22 protein-coding genes are annotated in these 20993 nt (G+C 39.7%); 6 read left to right on the top strand and 16 right to left on the bottom strand.

The genetic code is table 11. From position 1 onward, the window contains the following. Positions 1–133 precede the first annotated feature (133 nt). From I6N95_RS14135 to I6N95_RS14125, 3 genes are all read right to left on the bottom strand, one after another. A complete protein-coding gene (locus tag I6N95_RS14135) occupies positions 134–484 on the bottom strand; it encodes a DUF2200 domain-containing protein (RefSeq protein ID WP_209529091.1) in 351 nt (116 codons plus the stop codon). A gap of 33 nt (positions 485–517) precedes the next feature. Continuing rightward, entirely contained in the window at positions 518–712 is a 195-nt protein-coding gene (locus I6N95_RS14130) for a hypothetical protein (protein WP_209529089.1), read from the bottom strand. Positions 713–874: 162 nt separating this feature from the next. Then, positions 875–1399, bottom strand: a complete 525-nt coding sequence (locus I6N95_RS14125; RefSeq protein ID WP_209529087.1) for a hypothetical protein — start codon at positions 1397–1399, stop codon at positions 875–877. A gap of 389 nt (positions 1400–1788) precedes the next feature. On the opposite strand from I6N95_RS14125, the gene I6N95_RS14120 reads away from it, so the two are divergent. Both I6N95_RS14120 and I6N95_RS14115 read left to right on the top strand, forming a co-directional pair. Beyond that, positions 1789–1947 carry a hypothetical protein gene (locus tag I6N95_RS14120; RefSeq protein WP_209529086.1) on the top strand — a complete coding sequence of 53 codons (159 nt, stop codon included), beginning with the start codon at positions 1789–1791 and terminating at the stop codon, positions 1945–1947. Positions 1948–1997: 50 nt separating this feature from the next. After that, positions 1998–2204, top strand: coding sequence for a helix-turn-helix domain-containing protein (locus I6N95_RS14115; RefSeq protein ID WP_209529084.1), 207 nt, complete (start codon positions 1998–2000; stop codon positions 2202–2204). Positions 2205–2353: 149 nt separating this feature from the next. Here I6N95_RS14115 and I6N95_RS14110 read toward each other — a convergent pair whose 3' ends face one another. Both I6N95_RS14110 and I6N95_RS14105 read right to left on the bottom strand, forming a co-directional pair. After that, positions 2354–2884 carry a ClbS/DfsB family four-helix bundle protein gene (locus I6N95_RS14110; protein WP_209529082.1) on the bottom strand — a complete coding sequence of 177 codons (531 nt, stop codon included), beginning with the start codon at positions 2882–2884 and terminating at the stop codon, positions 2354–2356. Positions 2885–3128: 244 nt separating this feature from the next. After that, entirely contained in the window at positions 3129–3365 is a 237-nt protein-coding gene (locus I6N95_RS14105; protein WP_209529080.1) for a hypothetical protein, read from the bottom strand. 383 nt (positions 3366–3748) lie between these two features. Between I6N95_RS14105 and I6N95_RS14100 the strand changes: the two genes are divergently transcribed. From I6N95_RS14100 to I6N95_RS14085, 4 genes are all read left to right on the top strand, one after another. Further along, on the top strand, positions 3749–4180 hold the full coding sequence (locus I6N95_RS14100) for a universal stress protein (protein WP_209529078.1): 432 nt from the start codon (positions 3749–3751) through the stop codon (positions 4178–4180). 56 nt (positions 4181–4236) lie between these two features. Continuing rightward, positions 4237–4605 (top strand): iron chaperone, encoded by a 369-nt coding sequence (locus I6N95_RS14095; RefSeq protein ID WP_209529076.1) that lies wholly within the window; start codon positions 4237–4239, stop codon positions 4603–4605. Positions 4606–4755: 150 nt separating this feature from the next. Then, positions 4756–5187: a universal stress protein gene (locus tag I6N95_RS14090; RefSeq protein ID WP_209529073.1), complete on the top strand. Its 432-nt coding sequence runs from the start codon at positions 4756–4758 to the stop codon at positions 5185–5187. A gap of 296 nt (positions 5188–5483) precedes the next feature. Next, on the top strand, positions 5484–6206 hold the full coding sequence (locus I6N95_RS14085; RefSeq protein WP_209529071.1) for a DUF975 family protein: 723 nt from the start codon (positions 5484–5486) through the stop codon (positions 6204–6206). A 122-nt stretch (positions 6207–6328) separates the two neighbouring features. Here I6N95_RS14085 and I6N95_RS14080 read toward each other — a convergent pair whose 3' ends face one another. The 11 genes from I6N95_RS14080 to I6N95_RS14030 form a co-directional block, all read right to left on the bottom strand. Next, complete coding sequence (locus tag I6N95_RS14080; protein ID WP_209529069.1) at positions 6329–9397, bottom strand: alpha-mannosidase; 3069 nt, start codon at positions 9395–9397, stop codon at positions 6329–6331. A 91-nt stretch (positions 9398–9488) separates the two neighbouring features. Further along, positions 9489–9824, bottom strand: coding sequence for a cupin domain-containing protein (locus tag I6N95_RS14075; RefSeq protein WP_209529067.1), 336 nt, complete (start codon positions 9822–9824; stop codon positions 9489–9491). A 28-nt stretch (positions 9825–9852) separates the two neighbouring features. Next, positions 9853–10683 carry a sugar phosphate isomerase/epimerase family protein gene (locus tag I6N95_RS14070; protein WP_209529065.1) on the bottom strand — a complete coding sequence of 277 codons (831 nt, stop codon included), beginning with the start codon at positions 10681–10683 and terminating at the stop codon, positions 9853–9855. Between the two features lie 12 nt (positions 10684–10695). Continuing rightward, positions 10696–11520: a carbohydrate ABC transporter permease gene (locus I6N95_RS14065; protein ID WP_209529063.1), complete on the bottom strand. Its 825-nt coding sequence runs from the start codon at positions 11518–11520 to the stop codon at positions 10696–10698. Then, on the bottom strand, positions 11517–12425 hold the full coding sequence (locus tag I6N95_RS14060) for a carbohydrate ABC transporter permease (protein ID WP_209529061.1): 909 nt from the start codon (positions 12423–12425) through the stop codon (positions 11517–11519). Before I6N95_RS14060 ends, I6N95_RS14065 begins: the two co-directional genes overlap by 4 nt. A gap of 159 nt (positions 12426–12584) precedes the next feature. Then, positions 12585–13868 carry an ABC transporter substrate-binding protein gene (locus I6N95_RS14055; protein WP_209529059.1) on the bottom strand — a complete coding sequence of 428 codons (1284 nt, stop codon included), beginning with the start codon at positions 13866–13868 and terminating at the stop codon, positions 12585–12587. A gap of 16 nt (positions 13869–13884) precedes the next feature. Then, positions 13885–15021 (bottom strand): glycoside hydrolase family 88/105 protein, encoded by a 1137-nt coding sequence (locus I6N95_RS14050; RefSeq protein ID WP_209529057.1) that lies wholly within the window; start codon positions 15019–15021, stop codon positions 13885–13887. Continuing rightward, positions 15022–17514 carry a hypothetical protein gene (locus I6N95_RS14045; RefSeq protein WP_209529055.1) on the bottom strand — a complete coding sequence of 831 codons (2493 nt, stop codon included), beginning with the start codon at positions 17512–17514 and terminating at the stop codon, positions 15022–15024. Positions 17515–17528: 14 nt separating this feature from the next. Beyond that, entirely contained in the window at positions 17529–18386 is an 858-nt protein-coding gene (locus I6N95_RS14040; protein WP_209529053.1) for a helix-turn-helix transcriptional regulator, read from the bottom strand. A 5-nt stretch (positions 18387–18391) separates the two neighbouring features. Beyond that, on the bottom strand, positions 18392–19495 hold the full coding sequence (locus I6N95_RS14035; protein WP_209529051.1) for a glycoside hydrolase family 88/105 protein: 1104 nt from the start codon (positions 19493–19495) through the stop codon (positions 18392–18394). Between the two features lie 224 nt (positions 19496–19719). Then, a complete protein-coding gene (locus tag I6N95_RS14030) occupies positions 19720–20919 on the bottom strand; it encodes an MFS transporter (RefSeq protein ID WP_209529050.1) in 1200 nt (399 codons plus the stop codon). Between the last annotated feature and the right edge of the window lie 74 nt (positions 20920–20993).

The following is a 20993-nucleotide window of genomic DNA, read 5'->3' as shown; positions in this document are numbered from 1 at the left end:
GTAATGGCCCCACTCCAGCCTAAAGAGAGGTAAAAAAACAATTTATTGGTCTCGGTCAAATAAAATCCTCAAACAAAAAAACTCAGAGATTAACCATCCAAAATTACTCGATCCCCATCCGCCTACAAGCTCATCACTTACGCAATATCTTCTCCATGGCTTTTCCTTTAGCTAATTCATCAATCAATTTGTCCAAATAACGGATTTTCTGCATCAACTCATCTTCAATCTCTTCCACTCGATACCCACAAATGACCCCTTTGATCAGTGTTACATTAGGATTCAATTGGGGGGCACCCTTAAAAAACACTTCAAAATCGACCCTGTCGTCAATTTGCTGTTGCAAAGTAGCCTGGTCATAACCGGTTAGCCAGTATATAATCTCATCTACTTCGGCTTTTGTCCGCCCCTTTTTTTCTGCTTTTTGTATATATAAAGGATAAACACTGGCAAAGGACATACTAAAAATCTTTGGCTTTTTCATCATTCAACTCTCCTCACGTTTTCCCCAGAGCCCTTAATCAAGCTCATTGGTAATTAACTCGCTGGCGATTTCCAACGCTTTTATTCTATTAGTTAGTAAGGTCAACTGCCCTTTATAGCGCTGAAGATCCTTGCTAGCTAAACTTTCCTTGGCTTTTTGGCTCTTACTCACTAAGGAATCAATTGCCTTTTTAGCCTCATTCAACTCTCTTTGACTATAAGTTCCCATCTGATGACCTCCCTCCAGCCAACTGTGCCTCATTATTAGTATCACCGCCGGAATAAACTGCTTGAGCTATAAATAAAGAGCAGTTTAGACCGTGGCATTCAGGATTTTCTGCAATTTCTAACGGCATCAATTACATCAACTAAACTTGATTGTTGCAATGGGTTAATCTAAGGATCGGTAATACCCTTCAACCCCAATCCCAACAGTTTGAAAGTAGCGAGCTGCACTCAAATCCTCTTCCAACCACTCTTGATTATCCTCATAACTGCCATCATTTTTCATTAACTCAATTTCTTCCAAAATATCCTCTGGTGTTGAAGGACGATAACAACCGACACTTATCTCTGAAAACAAGTAGCCCCTTTCTTCTTCAAATTCAGGCTCACAACCATTTTTTGCTACTAACAAGGCTAACACTTCAGCTGCCGGTAGTTTAAAAATCTCACACCCGTCTATTTTAGGAATTGTTTTTTCTGATTTTGTGCCATATAAACATTCGATAAAAACGACCTTATCATAACTAAATGAAATTGATAATTCATACTCATCTAAGTATAAGATCTCACCTTCATCAACTTTAGCCAATTTAAATGTTTTTAAAATCTGTTCTTTACTGTCGCCAAACATAACTTGATGATCCCCTATGACAGCTCCTTTAAGTGGTAACAGCTCAATAATTGTTTTCATTCGCTTTTTCCTTCCCCTTAACTCTCATCTATTCTTTATTATAACTGTCCTTGCAAACAATGTCGAAATTAACAGCATTATCGTTAGGAAGGCTCTTTTCTCAATTTCCACAACTTTATTATCGGTAATCGTTAAATAATTATTGTTTTACATTAATTTCAAAAGATAGCACGAGCCCTGCCATTTCAATTCCACCTATCAAAGCTTGCGATCTTCAGTTCACAAACCACTGACATTTCCAAAGGGGACTGGCAATTTGCCTCCGTTTTAACACACACCCTGTATTCTTTGGCTTTCTCTTACTTATTTTGGAAAGGTAGTACCTTATTAAAAAAATATCCACAGGACTCCCCCCTTTCTCCTACGAATTTTATCATTGGTTTAAACTCATGGGAATGGTATTAATCGTTATCGATTGTTTTTCCTCTATTCTCTTTTCGATCCTAGTCAGTTTCGCCATGAGTCAAGGTCATTTTTTCCAAATTCAATTAACCGCTGTCTCATTGGTAGGGATCATTTTTGTCTGCTTAGCAGAAATTGTCAATTAGGGATTAAACTACAAAAATTTTCAGATGAAGTCATTTAGAAAGGGGCGCATGTGCCTATATTAGTGAGATTAGATCGCTTCATGCTCGAGCGAAAGATATCCTTAAAAGAGCTCTCACCCCTTGTTGGCATCACCAACGTTAATTTATCCAAATTAAAAAACAGCAAAGCAGTTGCCATTCGCTTTTCTACCCTTGAAGCCATTTGTCAGGCTCTCGATTGCCAACCAGGCGATATCCTTGAGTATCGATCAGATTAGCTAAAATCAAAGAAGATCTCCCCAAATAAGAGAGATCTTCTTTTTACTTTTGACAATCATCACAACAAATTTTTTCAAGTGATCCTCATTTCCACTCAACCATGCAAAAAAAGAGCCGTCACTTTATCAGGATTGCTCTTCAATAGTATTTATAAAGATTTCTGATGTTGTTTTATTTTTTTTATTGCCCACAGATAATGGCTCGAAGTCGAGGAGACAAAATACCCACCAAGTGTGCTACCGCCAACCCATTTAAAAACCTTTTTTGAGAACAACTCTTCCTCAGAAAAATTTAGGGCAAGTCTCATTACTTGTGAATGGCTTTCTTTTAATGAGTTAAACGCTTCGTCAAAAGAAGTCGTTAGATGTTGCTTTACGAACTCATTATTCATTTCACCATACGTTCTCCAGTTGTAGCCTTCTTGCAAGAAGGGCGTTTCAATTCCGTTCTGATTCGCTTCCACCCAATTTAATAGCAAGCGATGCCACTCATATAAATGGATAAGCACATCTTTTACGTTTTTATCTCTTTTCCAATGAGCCGCCGTCTCTTTGACATCCTCAAACTGAAATAAATCGTCAATCTGTTCTTTAGGGATGGACTCAATCAAAGCCATTAACTCATTAAAGGTCTCTTCTCCCTGAGACACTAACTCTTTTTTAGTTCTAGCTCTAGCCACTCACACTCCTCCAATCATTTATCATCGTATTTGCCTAAAGCCAATTTTAAACGTGGTTCTCTCTAAGGTCCTATAAGCCCATTGGAATCGCCCTTTTCCTTTTAAGATGTCTTGTAAGCCAAATAACGATTGACACATACACGGACAGAATTGGCCCATCTTCTTCACTTCGCCCAATCAAATCTTCAAAAAAAGGATTCCCTAATACGGAGCCTCCAAGAAATAAACATCTCGGGGGAATCACTCATTTTTCCGAGTTTTTTTCAGCAATATTTTTTTGTTGCTGGGCCAGATCATACTTAATGTCAATTGGATTTGCTTGATTAAAACCACCACTTCCAGTATTTACCATTTGCCCCCAGCCTTTTTTGACTGGTTCAACACCATTAGCTCTCAGTTCATCATTTTTCTTTTGTAATTTTGTGCTATGGGACAATTTCTTACTCTGCTGATACTCCCTTACTTTATCAATTAAACTCATAAATACTCACCTCACCTTATTTACCTACCTTTATTATACCAAAAAAAGGGCCAAAACAGAATGACAATTCTGTCACCTATTAAGGGAATTTAGCCACTGTTTCCTACAAAAGTGTCTTTTGTTTCGCTTTAATTTTCACCAACACTCATTACGATTCTCTTAAATAAAAACAGGCGGCAACATCCCCTCCTCTTTATCACACCTCAATATAAATTTTGTTATATTAACGACATCCTTTCGGTTCCTTTTTAGTCTGCCCTGGCCTGCTTTATTTGACCGACTATCTAGCATATAAATTGACTATTTAAGTAAAGCAAAAGATAATAGTACTTAGATACAAATAATAAACGTATATAATAAATAAGAAATAACGGAGGGTTACTATGCCAAATAGAGGAAAGTACAAAAAGATTTTAGTCGGAATTGACAGTTCGGAAAATGCCAGCAAAGCCTTTTTTGAAGCCGCACACATCGCCAAACGAAATGATGCCGTTCTCTATGTTGTTCATGTTATTAATAATCTTGTTGGTTATTTAACTGATGACGCGATCGCTCAATTAAAAGATGACGCTCAGGAATTAAGCAGTAATTTAATGGCTCAAGCAGAGAATATTGGTTTTACCAATATCGAAGTCATCATTCAAGTTGGTTCCCCCAAGCAATTAATCACTCATACGTTACCTAAGGAACTTGGAGCAGAACTAATCGTTTTAGGCGCCACTGGAAAACATCGGTTACAAGAATCCCTTTTAGGTTCCGTTCCTCACTACGCGTCAACAAATGCCAATCGCAACGTCTTGATTGTCAGACAATAAAAACACAAAGAACCTTGATTTTTCACCTATTCTAACAAATGAAAGGAGCCAGTGTTATGAAAGAATTTGAGCCATTTTTAGCCAAAATCTCTCAACCTGACCACCAGCAACGAACAAAAGATGTCCTGCTTTGGATTAATCAAACCTATCCTAATTTGGAACCGGTCATCAAGTGGAATCAGCCGATGTTCACCGATCATGGTACTTTTATCATCGGTTTCAGCGTCTCAAAAAAACACCTTGCTCTGTCACCCGAAACGGTTACAATCAAGCTTTTCGCACAAGCAATCGAACAGGCTGGCTACAGCTATACAGACAATATTGTACGTATAAATTGGGATCAAGAGGTCGATTATCAACTACTAAAAAAAATGATTGATTTCAATATTGCCGATAAAGCAGAAATCACACAATTTTGGCGATGAGTTTCTGCTCCTCACCTAACAATTAGTCAAAGCTTACGACTCACTCTTTAAGTTTCTTGGAAGTATTCGAACAAAAATTGACTTTAGCATATTTTTGCTTGATAATTAAGAAGTATTCTTAAAGATTGACTAATAACTGGAGGTTTTACCATGTCAAACAGCGGAAAATATTCAAAAATATTAGTTGGAGTCGACGATTCCGAAAATGCACGGCGAGCTTTTTTTGAAGCCGCACACATTGCCAAACGAAACAATGCCACTCTTTATATTGTCCACGTGGTGAATAATATCATGGGCTACTTAACTGAAGAGGCTTTGTCTCAACTACAAGAAGAAGGACATGAATTGTGCCGCAATCTGCAAGAACAGGTGGAAACCATCGGTCTTAAAGAGATGATTATTATCAGTGAAGTCGGCTCTCCAAAACAATTGATTGCCAAAGATTTACCCAGTATTTATGAGGTAGATTTGCTGGTGCTAGGAGCAACTGGAAAACATCGATTACAAGAATCAGTGTTAGGCTCACTTCCTCACTACGCTACCAGTCACACGGATTGCAATGTCTTAATCGTCAGACGTTAATAAATCGAACCCCCTCTTGGCTGTCACCAAGTGGGGGTTTTTTCATGTTATGTTATCACTAGTCTGTCATCAGACTATCCTTACCTAAAAAGCGACTCCACTTTTTGCTGAAACAGATTTCTAGTAACTGCTCCTATTACTATTCAGACGGTGACCACCGTTTTTTTATTTTTAGAAAAAAATAAAAAAAACCGCTAACATCTTGATCTGAAGAATCGTATTAGATAGATAATCCGCACCTTTATGTTATACTATCCTTGAAACAGTACGATAAATAAAAAAAAGGAGTGGTATTCATGACCAAAACTAGGTCAGAATTAAAAACTGAAGCAAAACAAATGCTAAAGGGACGTTGGGGATCTGCTATTTTACTTAATTTAATTCCAACCCTCATCGCTTTAGCCATCGCTACAATTATGGGCGTAACCCTTTACAAGACACTCACCAGTCTTGGCGTAACATTGGATTCACTAGCTACCTCCACAACAGACATGACCGATGTCTCAGGAAGCGGCGGCACTGGAGGCGGTTCAGGCTTTTTCGGCGGATTACTTGCTGCGGTTTTCAGCGCTGGAATATCTTGGACCTACTTGGACCTTTTGCGCAACCGCAAGCAAACGATCAGCCCATTTAGCGATGCCTTTCGCGCATTTAAATCGCCTTTCTTATGGGGAGTCATTGCTTTATATGTCCTAACTAGTCTGTTTACGTTCTTTTGGGCCTTACTTTTGATTATTCCTGGAATTATCAAATCCTTTGCTTATTCCCAAAGTTACTTCATTTACTACGATGTTTATGAAGAAACAGGAAATAAAATGGGCTTTCTAGATACGATTACTGCTAGCCGCCGCCTAATGAATGGACACAAGATGGAACTATTCGTTCTCTACCTAAGCTTCATCCCTTGGTATATTGTGGCTACTCTAACTTTGGGAATCGGCTACTTATGGCTAAACCCTTATGTGTCAGCAACTACCGCTGCCTTCTACGATAATTTGAAGGTCAATGCCTTAGACTAATCGTGATCTCAACTAGATCACTATCACCCGACAAGTTGTTACTTGTCGGGATTTTTTTGTTCTTATGCACTTTCACCTCATACTAAAAAACACCTACCACATCTACATGGTAGGTGACCTATTTAATTGACTTTCAATAAAATAGTTTTTATTTCATAAGGCGCAAAAACAACTTTCAAGCGATCTTGCCTCATCATTTCTAGAGGAATAAGATTTTCTTCAAGCAGATCAGATTCATACGCTGACACTGACTGACCAAAATCACTTGCAAGAATCGCCGTCGTCTTTTTCCCCCAGGATTCATACAATCGAACAACAATTCCATCGTTCCTATCTGCCAGTTTAATCGTCTCACAGATAATATTCTCTTGGTCTAACCTCAAACCCGAAAACATCTCAGCAAGTCCCAGCTCTTGAGTGCCATCAATCGTCATTGACAAACATGGTTGATTAAGCCCATACGCTTCTCGATAAACACTCCCTTGCCTAAAATCGCCTTCGTGGGGATATAGGGCATAGGTAAATTCGTGACAGCCGATATCAGCCTCTGGGTTAGGATAGGACGTGCTGCGCAATAAACTGATTGATATGGTTGACTCATCAACAGAATGACCATATTTAGCATCATTTAAGACTGCCACACCGTAACCAGGCTCTGATAGATCGACAAATTTATGGGCACAAACTTCAAACTTAGCCTCATCCCAACTCGTATTCTTAAAGACATTCCGCTCGATATTTCCAAATTGGATATCGTGAGTGGCAACATTGGTGTAGACATTAAGAGGGAAACTGACTTTCAACAACTGCTTCGTTTCACGCCAGTTAACACGCGTCACAAAATCAATTCGTTTGGTGTGCCGATAAAAAATGATGTCTTGCTCCATCTCAGATTGAAGGAAGGCTCTTTTTACGCGAATAATCGTCTTGAGAGCAGTATTAATTAAAAGCGCAATAGAGGCCTCTTCTCCTAACAACTGGCCCTTGTCGCGATAGCTCTTTTCTAGGTTCCATGCTTCGTACTCCCACGGTCGGTCATCATATAACTCAAAGCGATTAGCCACTTCATCGGCTTGAATCAATTCTTCTTGTAAACTCTTATCAAACAACTGCACAATTTCACCAGACTGATTCAAAGTGACACGATAATGTAAATTAGAGAGAATACCTTCTTTCGTATAGACCGACAGCTGCTCATTTTCAGCTTGAATCCTCCTCTGAGGTAGGAAAACATAGCCCATCGGCGGAATGTTTTCCACCAAAACTTCCTCTAGCTGGTGATCTTGATCCATCACTTGAATAAGCTCATTGCGGTAAAAACTCGTCGGATTAAAAACAATCGCTCCCGGTCGTCCCTGATGACGACTTTCACCAATCCTGCTTAAGCGATTCTCAATCAGACCTTGGCAACTTTCAATAATGGTCTGATAGCGCCCTAACGCTTCATCTTTAACTTCCCGAATTGACGTCCCAGGCAAAATATCATGAAAATGATTAATTAATAGCAGTTGCCATAAGCCATCTAGCTCTTCATCTGGATAAGACATATTTATTAACGACTGGCTGATGACTCCTAGGATTTCAGTGGCTAACAACAGTGACTCCGCTCGACGATTCATTTTCTTGATTTGACCTTCCGTCGTGTAAACACCCCGGTGATATTCTAAATACAGCTCTCCCCGCCATTTAGGGACCGATTTACTTTCGATATCTGCTGCCAATGTCTCAAAAAATGTCCTGACAAAAGACTGCGTCGTTTGTGGGAAGCCTGGCACCCCTTTGCCGAAGAAGCGCTGGTATTCCAACATTTCTTCCGTCGGCCCACCGCCACCATCGCCAAAACCGTAGCACTGCAAAACATGGTTAGAGATCTCTTTGTTCTTATAGTTGGCCCAAGTTCCCTTAACTTGGGAGGCATTCAGCCGGCCATTATAGGTCACATTAAATTGACGGTCCTCGCGATGGTCAGCCGTCGTTAAAAACTGAGTCAAAACTTGACTGCCATCAATGCCTTGCCAATAAAACGTATCATGGGGCATTTTATTCGTGTCGTTCCAATCAATTTTTGAGGTCAAAAAATACTCAATTCCAGATTTTTTCATAATCTGAGGCAACGAAGCGGTATAGCCAAACACATCCGGCAGCCACAACACTTTATTTTCTTTATTAAATTCTTCCTTAAAGAAACGTTTGCCATGGGCTATCTGACGAATCAACGCTTCGCCACTGGCCAAATTAATGTCACTCTCTAAATACATGGATCCTTCTACTTCCCAACGCCCAGACTTAACAAACGCTTTTATTTGATTGTATAATTCGGGGGCATGTTGCTTAACAAATTGATATAAAATTGGCTGGCTCGACATAAATTTCATCTCGGGGTAACGAGTCAATAAATAGACGGCATTTGAAAAACTACGGACCGCTTTTTCAGCCGTTTGATCAATAGCCCATAGCCAGCTAATATCGATATGGGTATGGCCAATCACATGTTCCTGAATCAGATTGTGATTCCCAAACAACGAGTCCTTTGCTTCTACTAACAAAAGCGTTTCTTTAACCGATTGTTTAAAAGCTAACTGATCTGTCGTCAAATCCAACTGAAGATACATCTCTGTCAGTAGTGCTTGCAATTGCTTGTGTTCACTACTATCCGGTTGACTATAATCGACCGCTTCTTTCAACCCTTTAAAGAGATAATGGAGCTGATAGACCTCTTCTTGCTTGTCACTTAACCAACTTTCAATAAAGATGTCTTGCTTAGCCGTATTAGCGTAAACAAATAGTTCAATCTTAAAAACATCTCCTTCAGAACTATGTGGAGTTAACTGAAAAAAATTATGGTTAATATCCAACGCTCGAATAATCTCTCCATTAACCAAGACTAAAAATTGAGGGTTGTTCGTGTTCCACATATCTGTATCACTGGTGCTAACGTGGACATGAAGATTCTTCCCGGCCCATAAAGGCTCAATTTCAATCCTTTGCTGTAGGCGATAATGAGTGTCTAAGCCGCCGATACCTTGGTCTGATTGATAAACTTGTGAAGGTTGGCCCGTTTCTTGATTCCAAGAAAAATAGGCTGATTCGCTCAGCTGAAACTCGGATAAATGAGCTAATTTAGTAAAGCTACGATGCCATAATTCTTGAATCACGGCATCATACTTTTTACTTTCATCGTAGTGATTCATAAGTTGCTCCCTCTTCTATTCTAACCATTTCAATAATGTTTTTTATTAGGTATTTCTCCCATCATCAGACATGTAGTGATTTAATAAATAATTAGCTAAGTAGAAAATCATCACGTAAGGGGGTAAAGGCATCTAGCAACTCACTGCCATCCTCTAAAGGGATACAGCCATGCTCTTGATTTGGTAAAAAAGCAAGGGAGTCGCCAGCTTTAACAAGTTGTTCATGCTCACCTATTTTAAAGAGAAAAGCCCCTTTCAACACATAAGTAATCTGCTCATGAGGATGACGATGAACTGTGATTGCCTCTTCCCTTTTCAGAGCAAATGCGACTTTAACAAACATCATGCTTTCTCCAATTGCCATCACTTTCCGTTTAGAATTGCCATCGATGGCTTGCCACGGTAGATCCTGATCAACATAAAACATATTATCTTCCTTCCACTATGAATCTTGCTTATAACCATGACTGTAAAAATCGAATACTCATGGCTAAATCCCCTTCTGGTATTTCATCCAGTAACAATTGTGGCTGCTCCTTCATTTTCCTAATGTAAGACATCAGCAAGGGATAATCGACAACCCCTTGCCCTAAAGGAAACGTCACCTTTTCGCCCTCAATAAACTGACAATCTTTCAAGTGAATGACCTTGATCTTGTGACCAAAACTAGCAAAACTGGCTTCCAACAGTTCTTGTTGTTGATGACTATTAACCTCCGTCAATAGGTTAACCAAATCAAACAACACGACAAGATTGTCACTCTGACAATCAACTAAAACCCGCTCGATCGTCGCCACATCATGTAAGGGATGATTAATGCCGGCTTCTAGGGCGACGCTAACACCTTGTCTTTCCCCATATCTAGCAATGGTTTGAAGTGATGCTATCATCAACTCGTAAGCCTCTTCTGAATAGTTCTCCTGAGTATAGCCTGTTAAGACACTTCCTGTTTCCGTTCCGACGAACTTAGCGTTTAAAGAACTAGCCAGATCTATATAGTGACAAAAAGTCTCAATGGCGTCTTGCCTAACAGCTGTGTCATATGAAGACAAATTAACATAACAGCCTAAAACCGTTACCTCGATCTTCGCTTCTCTTAAGCAGGCACCGTAATAACTGGCTTGTTCAAGGGAAAAAGCATTAATATCATTCACTTCTTTAGGAAATGATTTAGTTGGCGCCAGTTGAATGGCACTCAATTGATACTTCCGCAGACGCGAGATTAAGGCCTCAATAGAATCAACTGCCAAGTCATGAGCCCTTACGCCTAGTGGTCTATTCGACATGGCTACTCCTCCCTATCCCTTTTCACCAGCAGATGTGTTGCTTCCCACAATGTATTTTTGTAATAGCATAAAGATGATAATTACGGGAATAATCGAAATCACTGAAGCTGCTAAAATAGAGTTCCAATCGACGCCGTTCATTCCGATAAAATTCTTGATAGCAATTTGAATAGTGTATTTTTTTTGATCCGACAATACCAATAGTGGCAAAATGTAATCGTTCCAACGCCACATAAAGCTAAAAATTGTTAGCGTAACCGTCGTCGACTTAGCGAGTGGTAACATGATACGCATAAAAATTAACCATTCACTGGCACCATCAATCCGAGCCGCTTCAACAAAGGACATTGGCACAGACATGTAATACTGACGATACATAAAAATGCCGGTTGTTGTTGTCACCACAGGCAAAATTACGCCCCAAATGTTATTATAGAGCCCGATTGTACTGATCACCGTAAACTGAGAGACGGTCAATGTTTCCCCAGGAATCAAAGTCCCCAAAAGAAACACGGCGAAGACAATATTCGTATAAGAAATGGTATTTCGATAGATCGCCAATGCGTAGCCACACATCGAACTGATAATCAACGTAATAATAGTGCCAACAATTGCTAAGAAGAAACTATTATAGATATAGGTCACAAAGCCGTTATTCCAAACATTCACATAATGCTCTGCCGTAAAATTTTGTGGCAATAGATGTAGTGGCAACGAAAATAATTCGCTTGAGGGTTTGAATGAACTTAACACCAACCAAACGATTGGAAAAACAATTAACAAGCCGCTGACTACACTAATCATCGTTAAGACAATACTGGTTTTTTGACGTTTCATTTAGTTGTCTCCCCTCCATCATTGACTTTAAATTGAACAAATGCGACGACTGCAAAGACAATCATCACTAAAACAGATACCGCCGAGGCGTAACCGTATTGGGACTGATTAAAGCCTTTATCGAAGATATATTGAATAATAAAGGTGGTAGAGGTCCCTGGTCCACCTTGGGTTACCCCTTGAATTAACGCATACTCTTTTAACAAATTGATGGTACTTAATAGCGTGACTAAAAAAGTCGTTGGCGCTAGTAACGGGAATGTAATTTTAAAGAACTGATAGAGCTTGCTGGCCCCATCCATATCCGCTGACTCATATACATCCACAGGGATATTGTTAATGGCTCCAATGTAAATAATCATGTAAAAACCAGTCGAAGCCCAGGTACTGGCGATGCTAATAATGGTCGTCGCTAAGACGCGATTCGTGCCCCATTCTAGCGCAACGCCTCCCAATGATGTAATCAAAAAATTAATTAAGCCGTATTCTTGACTGAACATCCAATTGATCGTAATCCCCACCACTAAGGATGACAATAAAACTGGGATATAAATCATGGTTCGCGTTAAAGTTTTCATTTTCACTCGTGGTGAGGCTAATAATCCTGCTAGCGCTAAAGGAATCGCCACTTTAAAGGGAATATTAACAATGGCGTAAATCATCGTACGCTTGAATGCTCCCCAGAAATTTTTGTCTTGAAGCACTCTCGTGTAATTGTCTAATCCCACATTATTCAACGTTTTCCAGCCATCATAATCAGTGAATGAAAAAAAGATATTAAGTACTAACGGTATCAAGAAAAAGACGCTGAACAGAATGGCACTCGGAGCTATTAATAACCAAAAGGCTCGTTTTTGTGTCCCATTTCGGCGTTTCTTTTTCCCTAACGTAATCTCAGTTGCCAATCTAGGTCCCCCTTTTCAAAATGATCCAGATAAGGGCTTTCCCACCATTATCTGGACAGATACCTCTCGTAAATTAACCAGACAGATAGTTCCATTGCCTTAGCTGAATAAAATAACCCGTTCAGCTGAGGCTTACTTAGTCGAAACTAGATCGTCAGACTATTTGCTCATTTGCCACTCTGATTTCTCTGCTAGCCCTTCAGCAAAGCCATCCAAAGCTTCTTGCGCCGTCAATTCTTCATTGACTGCTTGTTTCAAGAAATCGCGATACTCATTATCCAGATAATTCCGCCAACCCGATTGTTCATCTAATAGAAAAGCCGGGGTAACATGTTCCGTTTCACTTTGTAAAATTTGATAATCTTGAGCGACCTTTTCATCCTCTGGCGTATAGGTAATTCCTTTAATAAAGGAAATCCCTTTATCTTCCGCCAAGAAAGTTTGATAATTTTCTTCGTCTAAGAACAACCACTTCATAAATTCAATCGCCAACTTACTGTTAGCTGCCTCACTTGGAATGGCCAGGCCAGCACCACCTGCAATCACTGATTGTGTCTCAGTTCCCATTGGCGAAGGCATAACGCCAAATTCAAATTTAGAGACATCCGTTAACAACATGTTGTAGTTCCATGTACCAGATAAATAAATCCCGACATCCCCATTTTTAAAGTAGTCTGCTGGATTATCAGCCGAACCGCCTGTCCAAATCACTTTTGGTAAGACATTTTGTTGGTTCATCTCAACAAATTTTTCCAAGGTTTTAACATTCTGACTGCTATTAATGGCGACTGTAAAATCATCCCCTGATTTTTTCGTCATTGAACCACCGTTACTGTACATAAAGTTATCATAGCGAGCTCTTGAAAAATCGACTGCCAAGCCGTATTTCACACCACCAGCTTTCTGAAGCAGTTCGGCATTCTTATACAACTCATCTAATGTCCATAATTTGTCCTGAGTAGGCGCTTCCAGTCCTGCTTTCTCAAAAGCATCTTTATTGTAGAAATAACTGGTAATCGTGTATTGATTCGGTAAAGCCAGCTTTTTATCAGAGCCATAATCTTGTCCCACAATATCCAAGGCCGCTTCATCAAAAATGGAGACATCAATGTCTTTGCTTAAATCTTTAAACTCTTCAGGATATAAACGGGTTAAACGCGTGGTTGAAACCATATCAGGCACGTCTTTATTTTTCAACATTAACGGAAACTTGGTTAATTGATCGTCATAAGGAATGACAATTGTCTCGACTTCATTGCCACTTTCTTTGGCCCAGCGATTCAAGGCATTATTAAAGGCATTTTCAGCAGTCGGCTCCTCTGATAACAAGACCGTCATTTTTTTAGACGATTCGCTGCTACCTCCCCCTTCCTTTTTAGCCCCACATCCTACCATCACTAACAGACTAGTTAACGCTACCAAAATCAATTTTACTTTTTTCATTCCCTTTTCCTCCGATTTAATTTTCTATGTATTTTTTAGCATATGCTAGCATGAGTAAAACCATCGACTGTCCATACGCCATTGGAGCCTGAATTATACGGTGATACGCGTCCTCGGTCAAAGCCACTGGTGTGCCAGCTGAAACACCTTTGACTTCGCCAGACTCACTTATTTGATCGAGTACTGACTGTAATACCTTGAGACCATCGGGTAAATACGTCTCTCTATCTAGTAACCCGTAGTCGATGCCTAAGAAAATTCCTGCTAAAATTCCCGCTGTCCCTGATGTTTCGCAGTAGCTTTCCTCATTAGTTAAAACCGTGTGCCATTGGTAACAGCGGCGATCAAGAACGCTAAATAAGCCTTCGACTTGTTTGACATACGCTTCTGTCAAAAATCTTTTCTCACTTGTGGTTAAGTCTTCTTCAGCAGTTTTAAGAATAATTGGCAAAGCCAAGGCCATCCAACTATTCCCGCGACACCAAAGTACCTCACCAAAATTATGCCGCCCCTCAAATGTCCAGCCGTGAAAAAATAAATTGGTTTTTCTATCATGTAAATATTTAACATGAAGCAGGGTTTGATAAATCCCCTCATCAACCCATTCTTTTCGTTGATGTTTCTTTCCCATCTTAACGAGAAAGAGGCCCGTCATAAACAATGTATCAATCCATATTTCACCCGGATGCAAGTTTAGCTCACGTTTAGTCTCACCTGACGTCACATGCTGCAACCCATTTTCTTCTGTTCGCTCAGCCTCTTCGTAAATCCACTGAGCCCACTCCACTGAAATAGCCTCTGCAAACTCATAATCATAAAGGGCTAACAATGGCGTTACCGTGTTAATATTGCGCAAAGGCAGACCGAGCTTCAATTGCTCATAAAACCAACTTTCTATAAAGCCAGCCACATCGCCTTTAAGGCTAGTTGCCGCTTTTTTCAAGCCATAAAGCCCAACACCTTGTGGCCAGTCCCATTCTTTCATGCCAAAATCACGTGCGAAAAAGCCAATTTCAGCCAATTTTGCCTCACTTAATGAATGATCGATAGCTGGGGCTTCTTCATCGCTGAGACTCATCAATTTTTCCGCAATTAATTGGATTTTTTGGTAATAATCATCCTTTAGCTGTGATGATGGTAGCTTGTCAATCACTTAATCCTTAACCCCCTCTCGTTTAATTTGCCGTTCAAAACCAGCTTTATAAGCATATGGCTGATTCTCCACCAACAGTTGATTGTCGCTAACTGCTAAACGACTCCCTAATTTATCCACAAAGTTCAAATTGCCCTCTGACGCTTGAATCGGACTTTGCAGAAGAGCTTCTTTGAACACCTCAAAGCTGCCAACTTCTTTTTCTGATGAACATTTCACAACCACATGATGCTCACGTCCATATGAGCGAATCTCACGCTGACTAATAGCCCCCTCAGTCTGAAGGGCATAACCTTCTGAAAAATAGACCCCTAAATAACTCTCTTTGTTGCGAACAAATAACCAATTCCCTTCTTGGCAACAGTCATCCAAGCGCCAGTATGGTACATATAAATGAATATAAGGTAACTCAGCAGGGGCTAGTCGATAATGGACCAAGCTGACATTTTGATATTGGAAAATTCGTGGCAAATTGCCATTGCCCGCCCAAAAACTCGGACGATTCTCGCCGCTAAACTGTCGTTCTCCCGGATGGTTCAACCACAGTAAGGTCGCTTCGTCTCCTAAGGAAACATTTAAGGTGTGCTGTTGTAAGCCATGTGTATAAGGTTGATAATTTATCACACTAGCTAAGGAATAATCTGCCGTTTTATACAGATAGGTGTAAGCCTGATTAATCCCTTGGGTATACTCAGCCGTTAAAGCCTCACCAGGTGCCAACTCCACATAGGCCAACAACTCCTCTTTAGGTTGGTAATCTGTTAGCGAAAATAAGAAACTAGGACGCAAGGCATTATTAAAATAACCTTTCCCCCAAGCAATTTGTAAAATACTCGACATTTCACCTTGTTGCATGGCTTTTAAGTTATGCTCATAGACCCGGCCATAAGTCGAAGACATGGTGTGCCCGTGATAATTAATAGCGGCAATTTCAAAAATAAAGTCCAAGGCCTTTTTCGCTTGATCTTTTATTTCTTGATCAGGTGCCGCTAGATATAAACTGAAAAAGCCAATCAAATCAATCGGTAAATAGGTGGTTGAGTTCCATTCAGATAAGCCATATTGGAAAAATAAGTCAAACCACTCTGCCAAACGTTGTTTGCCAATTTCATATTGCTCTGCCCCCATACGTTTACTGACAGAAAACTGTGTGTCACGGTAACGATAACCAGCTAAATATTGGGTGATATGAAACAATAAGGCATGATTTTCACTAAAGTACCACATCACATCATTTCCCGGTTCATCTATCCAATAGCGGAAATCCGTTGCCAAGGCCTCTACTTGAGAAGCCAATTCTGCTGGAAACTTTTCTTCATGTGCTGAAAAGACCGCTAATAAAGGCGTTAAAACGAAATCGGCGCAATCGCCTTTGCTTCTAATTAACTCAAAGGCTCCCTTAAATTTAGCAAAATCTCTCTCATGTTGATACCTATTAGTCATGATTTTGGCAAGCCCCACATTAATATCATCTAAGACCAATTGACTGTAGTAAGTTAAGGCTTGGCTTTTTCTCGCTGAAATGTTCGAACCGTTGCAACAAGCAACAAATTTGCCTTCATCGTATACTGAGAAAACAATCTTTCGTTTGATTTCACTGCCATCAGACAATTTTAAGGCCAACTCACATTTCGTAATGCCTGCCGTTGGAAACTGCGAAACTGCTCCTAAAGAGAAGTCTGTTTGACCAGCTTCGAGTAAAACACTCATGTCCGGCACTTTAAACTCACTGATATTGCCATCTTGAGCATCTTCATTAACGTCAAACATCGTTGGGTTAATTCTGATGTTGAGGCGCTGATTCACCTGAAAGGTATTGTCAGGAACGACGAATTCAATCTCTCCCGCTGCGTAAAAATCTTGTTTAAAATAAATACTAGTCAATAACGCTTCCGCCTGTTGGAATTCTGCTGAGGCTACTGACAACGGAAGATAGCCTTCTAACATCTCTTGAGAAAGATTGATCAGCTCAAAGTAATAGTTAATGTCTCGTTCCGCTAAGTCATCAAAGTAGACAACTAATTGATTGTCACCAGCCTTAAACTTCAATGAAATGGTCTGCGCACTTGGCTCATTTCTCGTAAATGGATTAAATTCAACTTGTAATTCACCATTCACCCAAATTTTTACTCCGCCACAAGTTTTTAACATAAAAGGCCACTCACAAGTCGTCTCGCTGATAATAACAGTTGAAGCAAAACAACTTAAGGTGTGAGGCGTTGTTAAAAAGGTTGAAAATTCCACTTTATCATTCTCAAATGGGGTGTAAATATTCGGATACGGCCCATCATTAAGTGAGATGACTTGCTTCAAGCGTGCCTCTAAAAAATTCTTTCTGACAGGATACACAATGTCAAACTTGCCCTCGGTTAAATTGACATTCCCTTCCATAGTTTGATAGGGTGCTTTAAACGGTTTTAACTGAATGTCTTGGTAGACAAAGCGATTTAACGCTCGATTTGCTGCTATTTGAAAAGGTAACAGTTGAGTCAACGGCTGACGCCTCCTTAGCGATTGTTTTGTTTCACATAATTTTTAGGGGATACCCCTTGAATACTTTTGAATTTTTTGATAAAACTTGATTCATCCTTGTAACCGATCGCCTCCGATACCTCTTTCACGCTGTGACCGCTTTTCAATAATTGCCGTGAGGTCATTATGCGAATGTTTATCAAGTATTGAACAGGGGTGATGCCTAAGTTATTTTTAAAAATTCGAATGATGGTTGATTTGCTGAGAAAGAACGTTTCCGTTAATAAATCCAATGTGATATTTTCCGCATAATTATGGCGAATAAATTTTGTGATATCTTCCAATTGTTCTTTGCCCTTATATTCAACTGGGGTTTTAACATTCGTCTGAGTCATAAATTTTTCATTTAAAAAGATGATCAAGCGCACTAATAATAATTTGCTCTTTAACTCTCTTAAATAAATCCCCTCGTCTTGACTTAAGGTATACAGCTCATCTAAAAAATGTTTAAACACAATCTGTTCATCTGAATTTAAATTAATGCAATTCTCAAAACCGACAAATCTTGAGGTAAACAACATGTTCAATTCTGGATATTGATCATAAAATTCATGTAAGTAGCCAGGTTTGAAATAAATAAAATAACGTTCATACTCTTCTTCTTTATCCACAACAACCCGATGAATTTCATGGGAGTTAATGACTCCCACAGTTCCCATCCCACCATGATATTTCTTTTCATCAATGTAATACTCCGTGACTCCCGATTGTGTATAATGAATTTCATAGCCGTCATGAAAATGAGGACGTTCCATCCGATGTTGAATTTTAATTTTATGATAGATAGAAAAGTCCTGATCAAAATAGACTTTATCAACTAAATCACTATTCATTGGCACTACTCCTCTGACAATTTTTCTCCTAAAGCCAAGATGGCTAACGAAGGACCATAAGGCATATCCGTAATGGGAATATCCTTATAAAATTGCTTCGTCTCTCCCATCGGCGTCCCCGCCGATACATTCTTGACTTGCCCTTCACTGGTAATAAACGATAGTAGCTGCTCAAATGCTCGAGTTGAATGAACTAAGCGGTCATCACTGACAATTCCCATGGAAACCCCTTTTTCAATCCCATAGACAAAACCAAACCCTGCCGATGTTTCAACATAGGAAGTCGGGTCGTCAAGGACTGTGTGCCACAGTCCCTCAGGATTTTGATACTTAACCAGACCATCAATTTGGGCATTTAAGACATCAATCAAATAATTTTTCACTGATAGCGATAACTTTTCACCCATAATCGAGATAAACTCAGGAATCGCAATCGTTATCCAGCAATTCCCTCGAGCCCAAAAAACATTGCTGAAATTATGTTTTCCGGCAAAGGTCCAACCGTGATACCATAAGCCCGTTTGCTTATCCATTAAAAATTGACAATGGACTAAAAATTGCCGTTCAGCTTCAGCCAGATACTCACTATTAGCGAATAGCACCCCAATTTTGGCTAAAGCTAGCACAGACATCATTAAAGTGTCATCCCATAATTGCTGATGATTTGTCACACCAAAAGTATCGTGCTGAAAGCCAGCAAACGCCGTTTTGGACAGCGTTTCCATTGACCATTTTGCCCAATCCTCTAAATGGGGAATTAGCTCTGGATTACCAGAGTCTTCATACAGACAAGCTAAGGTTAATATCGGTGCCATGCTGTTAATGTTTTTATCAGCAAAAACACTTTGTAAATAAGGCTGATACCAATCAGATATAATACGAGCCGCTTCAGCATCTCCTTGTTTTTTCCCGTACTTATACAATCCGTAAAGTGCTACTCCCTGAGGCCAATTCCAGGCATTCCAGCTCTTATCATCCACAACTTCACCATTCGCCTCAAATGAATAGGTGCCATCATCCACAATCCCTGTAAGCCCCTTCATAAGTTTCTTAATTAATAACTCTAATGTTTGACTATTTGATTCAGCAAAATTTTCCTTGAGTGACATTTAATAACCTCTCTTTAGTTAGTTGGTAGATAAATTGTACCCTATTATTTCATGCTATTCCATGAAAATAGATTCAAAAAATCGGGCATTATCGTCAGTAATTTTGATGATTTTGCCCTAAAAAAGAAGTTAAGCCATAATCACTTAACTTCTCTTTTATTAGTTACGGGAATCATTCATCTGCATTATAGTAGATTGTCTGATATTCTCGAACTATCTAGTACTCAATCTATGGATTTAGCACCTTTTTCCCACCGAACATAACTTACAACGCCGACTAACATGATGATAATCGCTACAATGATAGCTGCCATTCCAGCGAAAATCCCATAATTAGTGGATAAAATCCCTGTCACGATTGGCATCATAATTCCACCGATGCCGCCGATGACTAACAACCAGCCCATAGCCATCGGGTACTGCTTAATTGAGGAACCAGCAATCGTCATTGCCGTCGGATAAATCCCTCCCATAGAGACACCTAAACCAAAGACCGCCAATACAATCACATAATAATTTTGAGTTGATAATAACAAAAAATAAAACAAGCTCGTGCCAATGCTAATGATTACGAGCAACCGACTACGCGACAGGCGATCGCCATAAAAAGTACAGCCGAGCCGTCCACATAAGATGGCTAACCAAAGCAATGAAGCCAATAACTGAGCTTGCTGAACACTCATAATATTGGCGTCAACAAAATACGTCACTAACCAACCATTAATCGCTGCTTCTGCACATAAGTAAAAAAAGAGAATGATAACAGTCGTCCAAAACAGACGCTCTTTGAAAAAGGCATACCCACCGCTTTTTACTCTTGCCTTTTCTAGTCCCTGTTCCTTTTCAAGAGGCATTTTAGAAAACAGCCACTGGGACACCATCACTAATAAAATAATCACCCCACAAGCCACTTGCCAGCCTTTTCCACCAAAAAAAGCGGTACTTACAATCACTAAAAACGGTGCTAGTAAAGCTCCGATTGCAAATAAACTGTGGAGAAAATTCAAAGCGGCTGGACTGCTGTTTGAAACATCATTGACTGTTTTATTATTAAAGTTAGAAATACTGCCTCGACTAATTCCCGTAAAGAAAAAAGCCACAAATAATACCCAAGGCTGGCCTGTCACAATGATCAAACCAAAACCAATCATCACAAAACTACTTAAAAATAGAATTGCCTTTTTACGCCCTAAATAGACCGGTAAAATCCCTGCAATAAAGCCCGCAAGTAAATTTCCTCCTTGATGGCTGGAAATCAACATGCCACTGACAGTATCGTTTAAGCCATAGGCGTCGCTTAAAAGCGGCAATATCGACCCAAAAATCATGGCGTACAGACCATTCACAAAAAAAATAAAAAAACAACAATTGATCATATACTTATTCTGATCACTTAAGTCATGATAAAACGAATTTTTCAACATTTCGACAAACCCTTCCTCAACCTACTCATTTGGACCAAAACTGACAAAAGAGAATGGCAAAAAGCGCCATTCTC

This window comes from Vagococcus allomyrinae (assembly GCF_017829975.1).
In the GTDB taxonomy this organism is placed as follows: Bacteria; Bacillota; Bacilli; order Lactobacillales; family Vagococcaceae; genus Vagococcus_D; species Vagococcus_D allomyrinae.
This window is presented reverse-complemented; position numbering and strand designations above follow the sequence as displayed.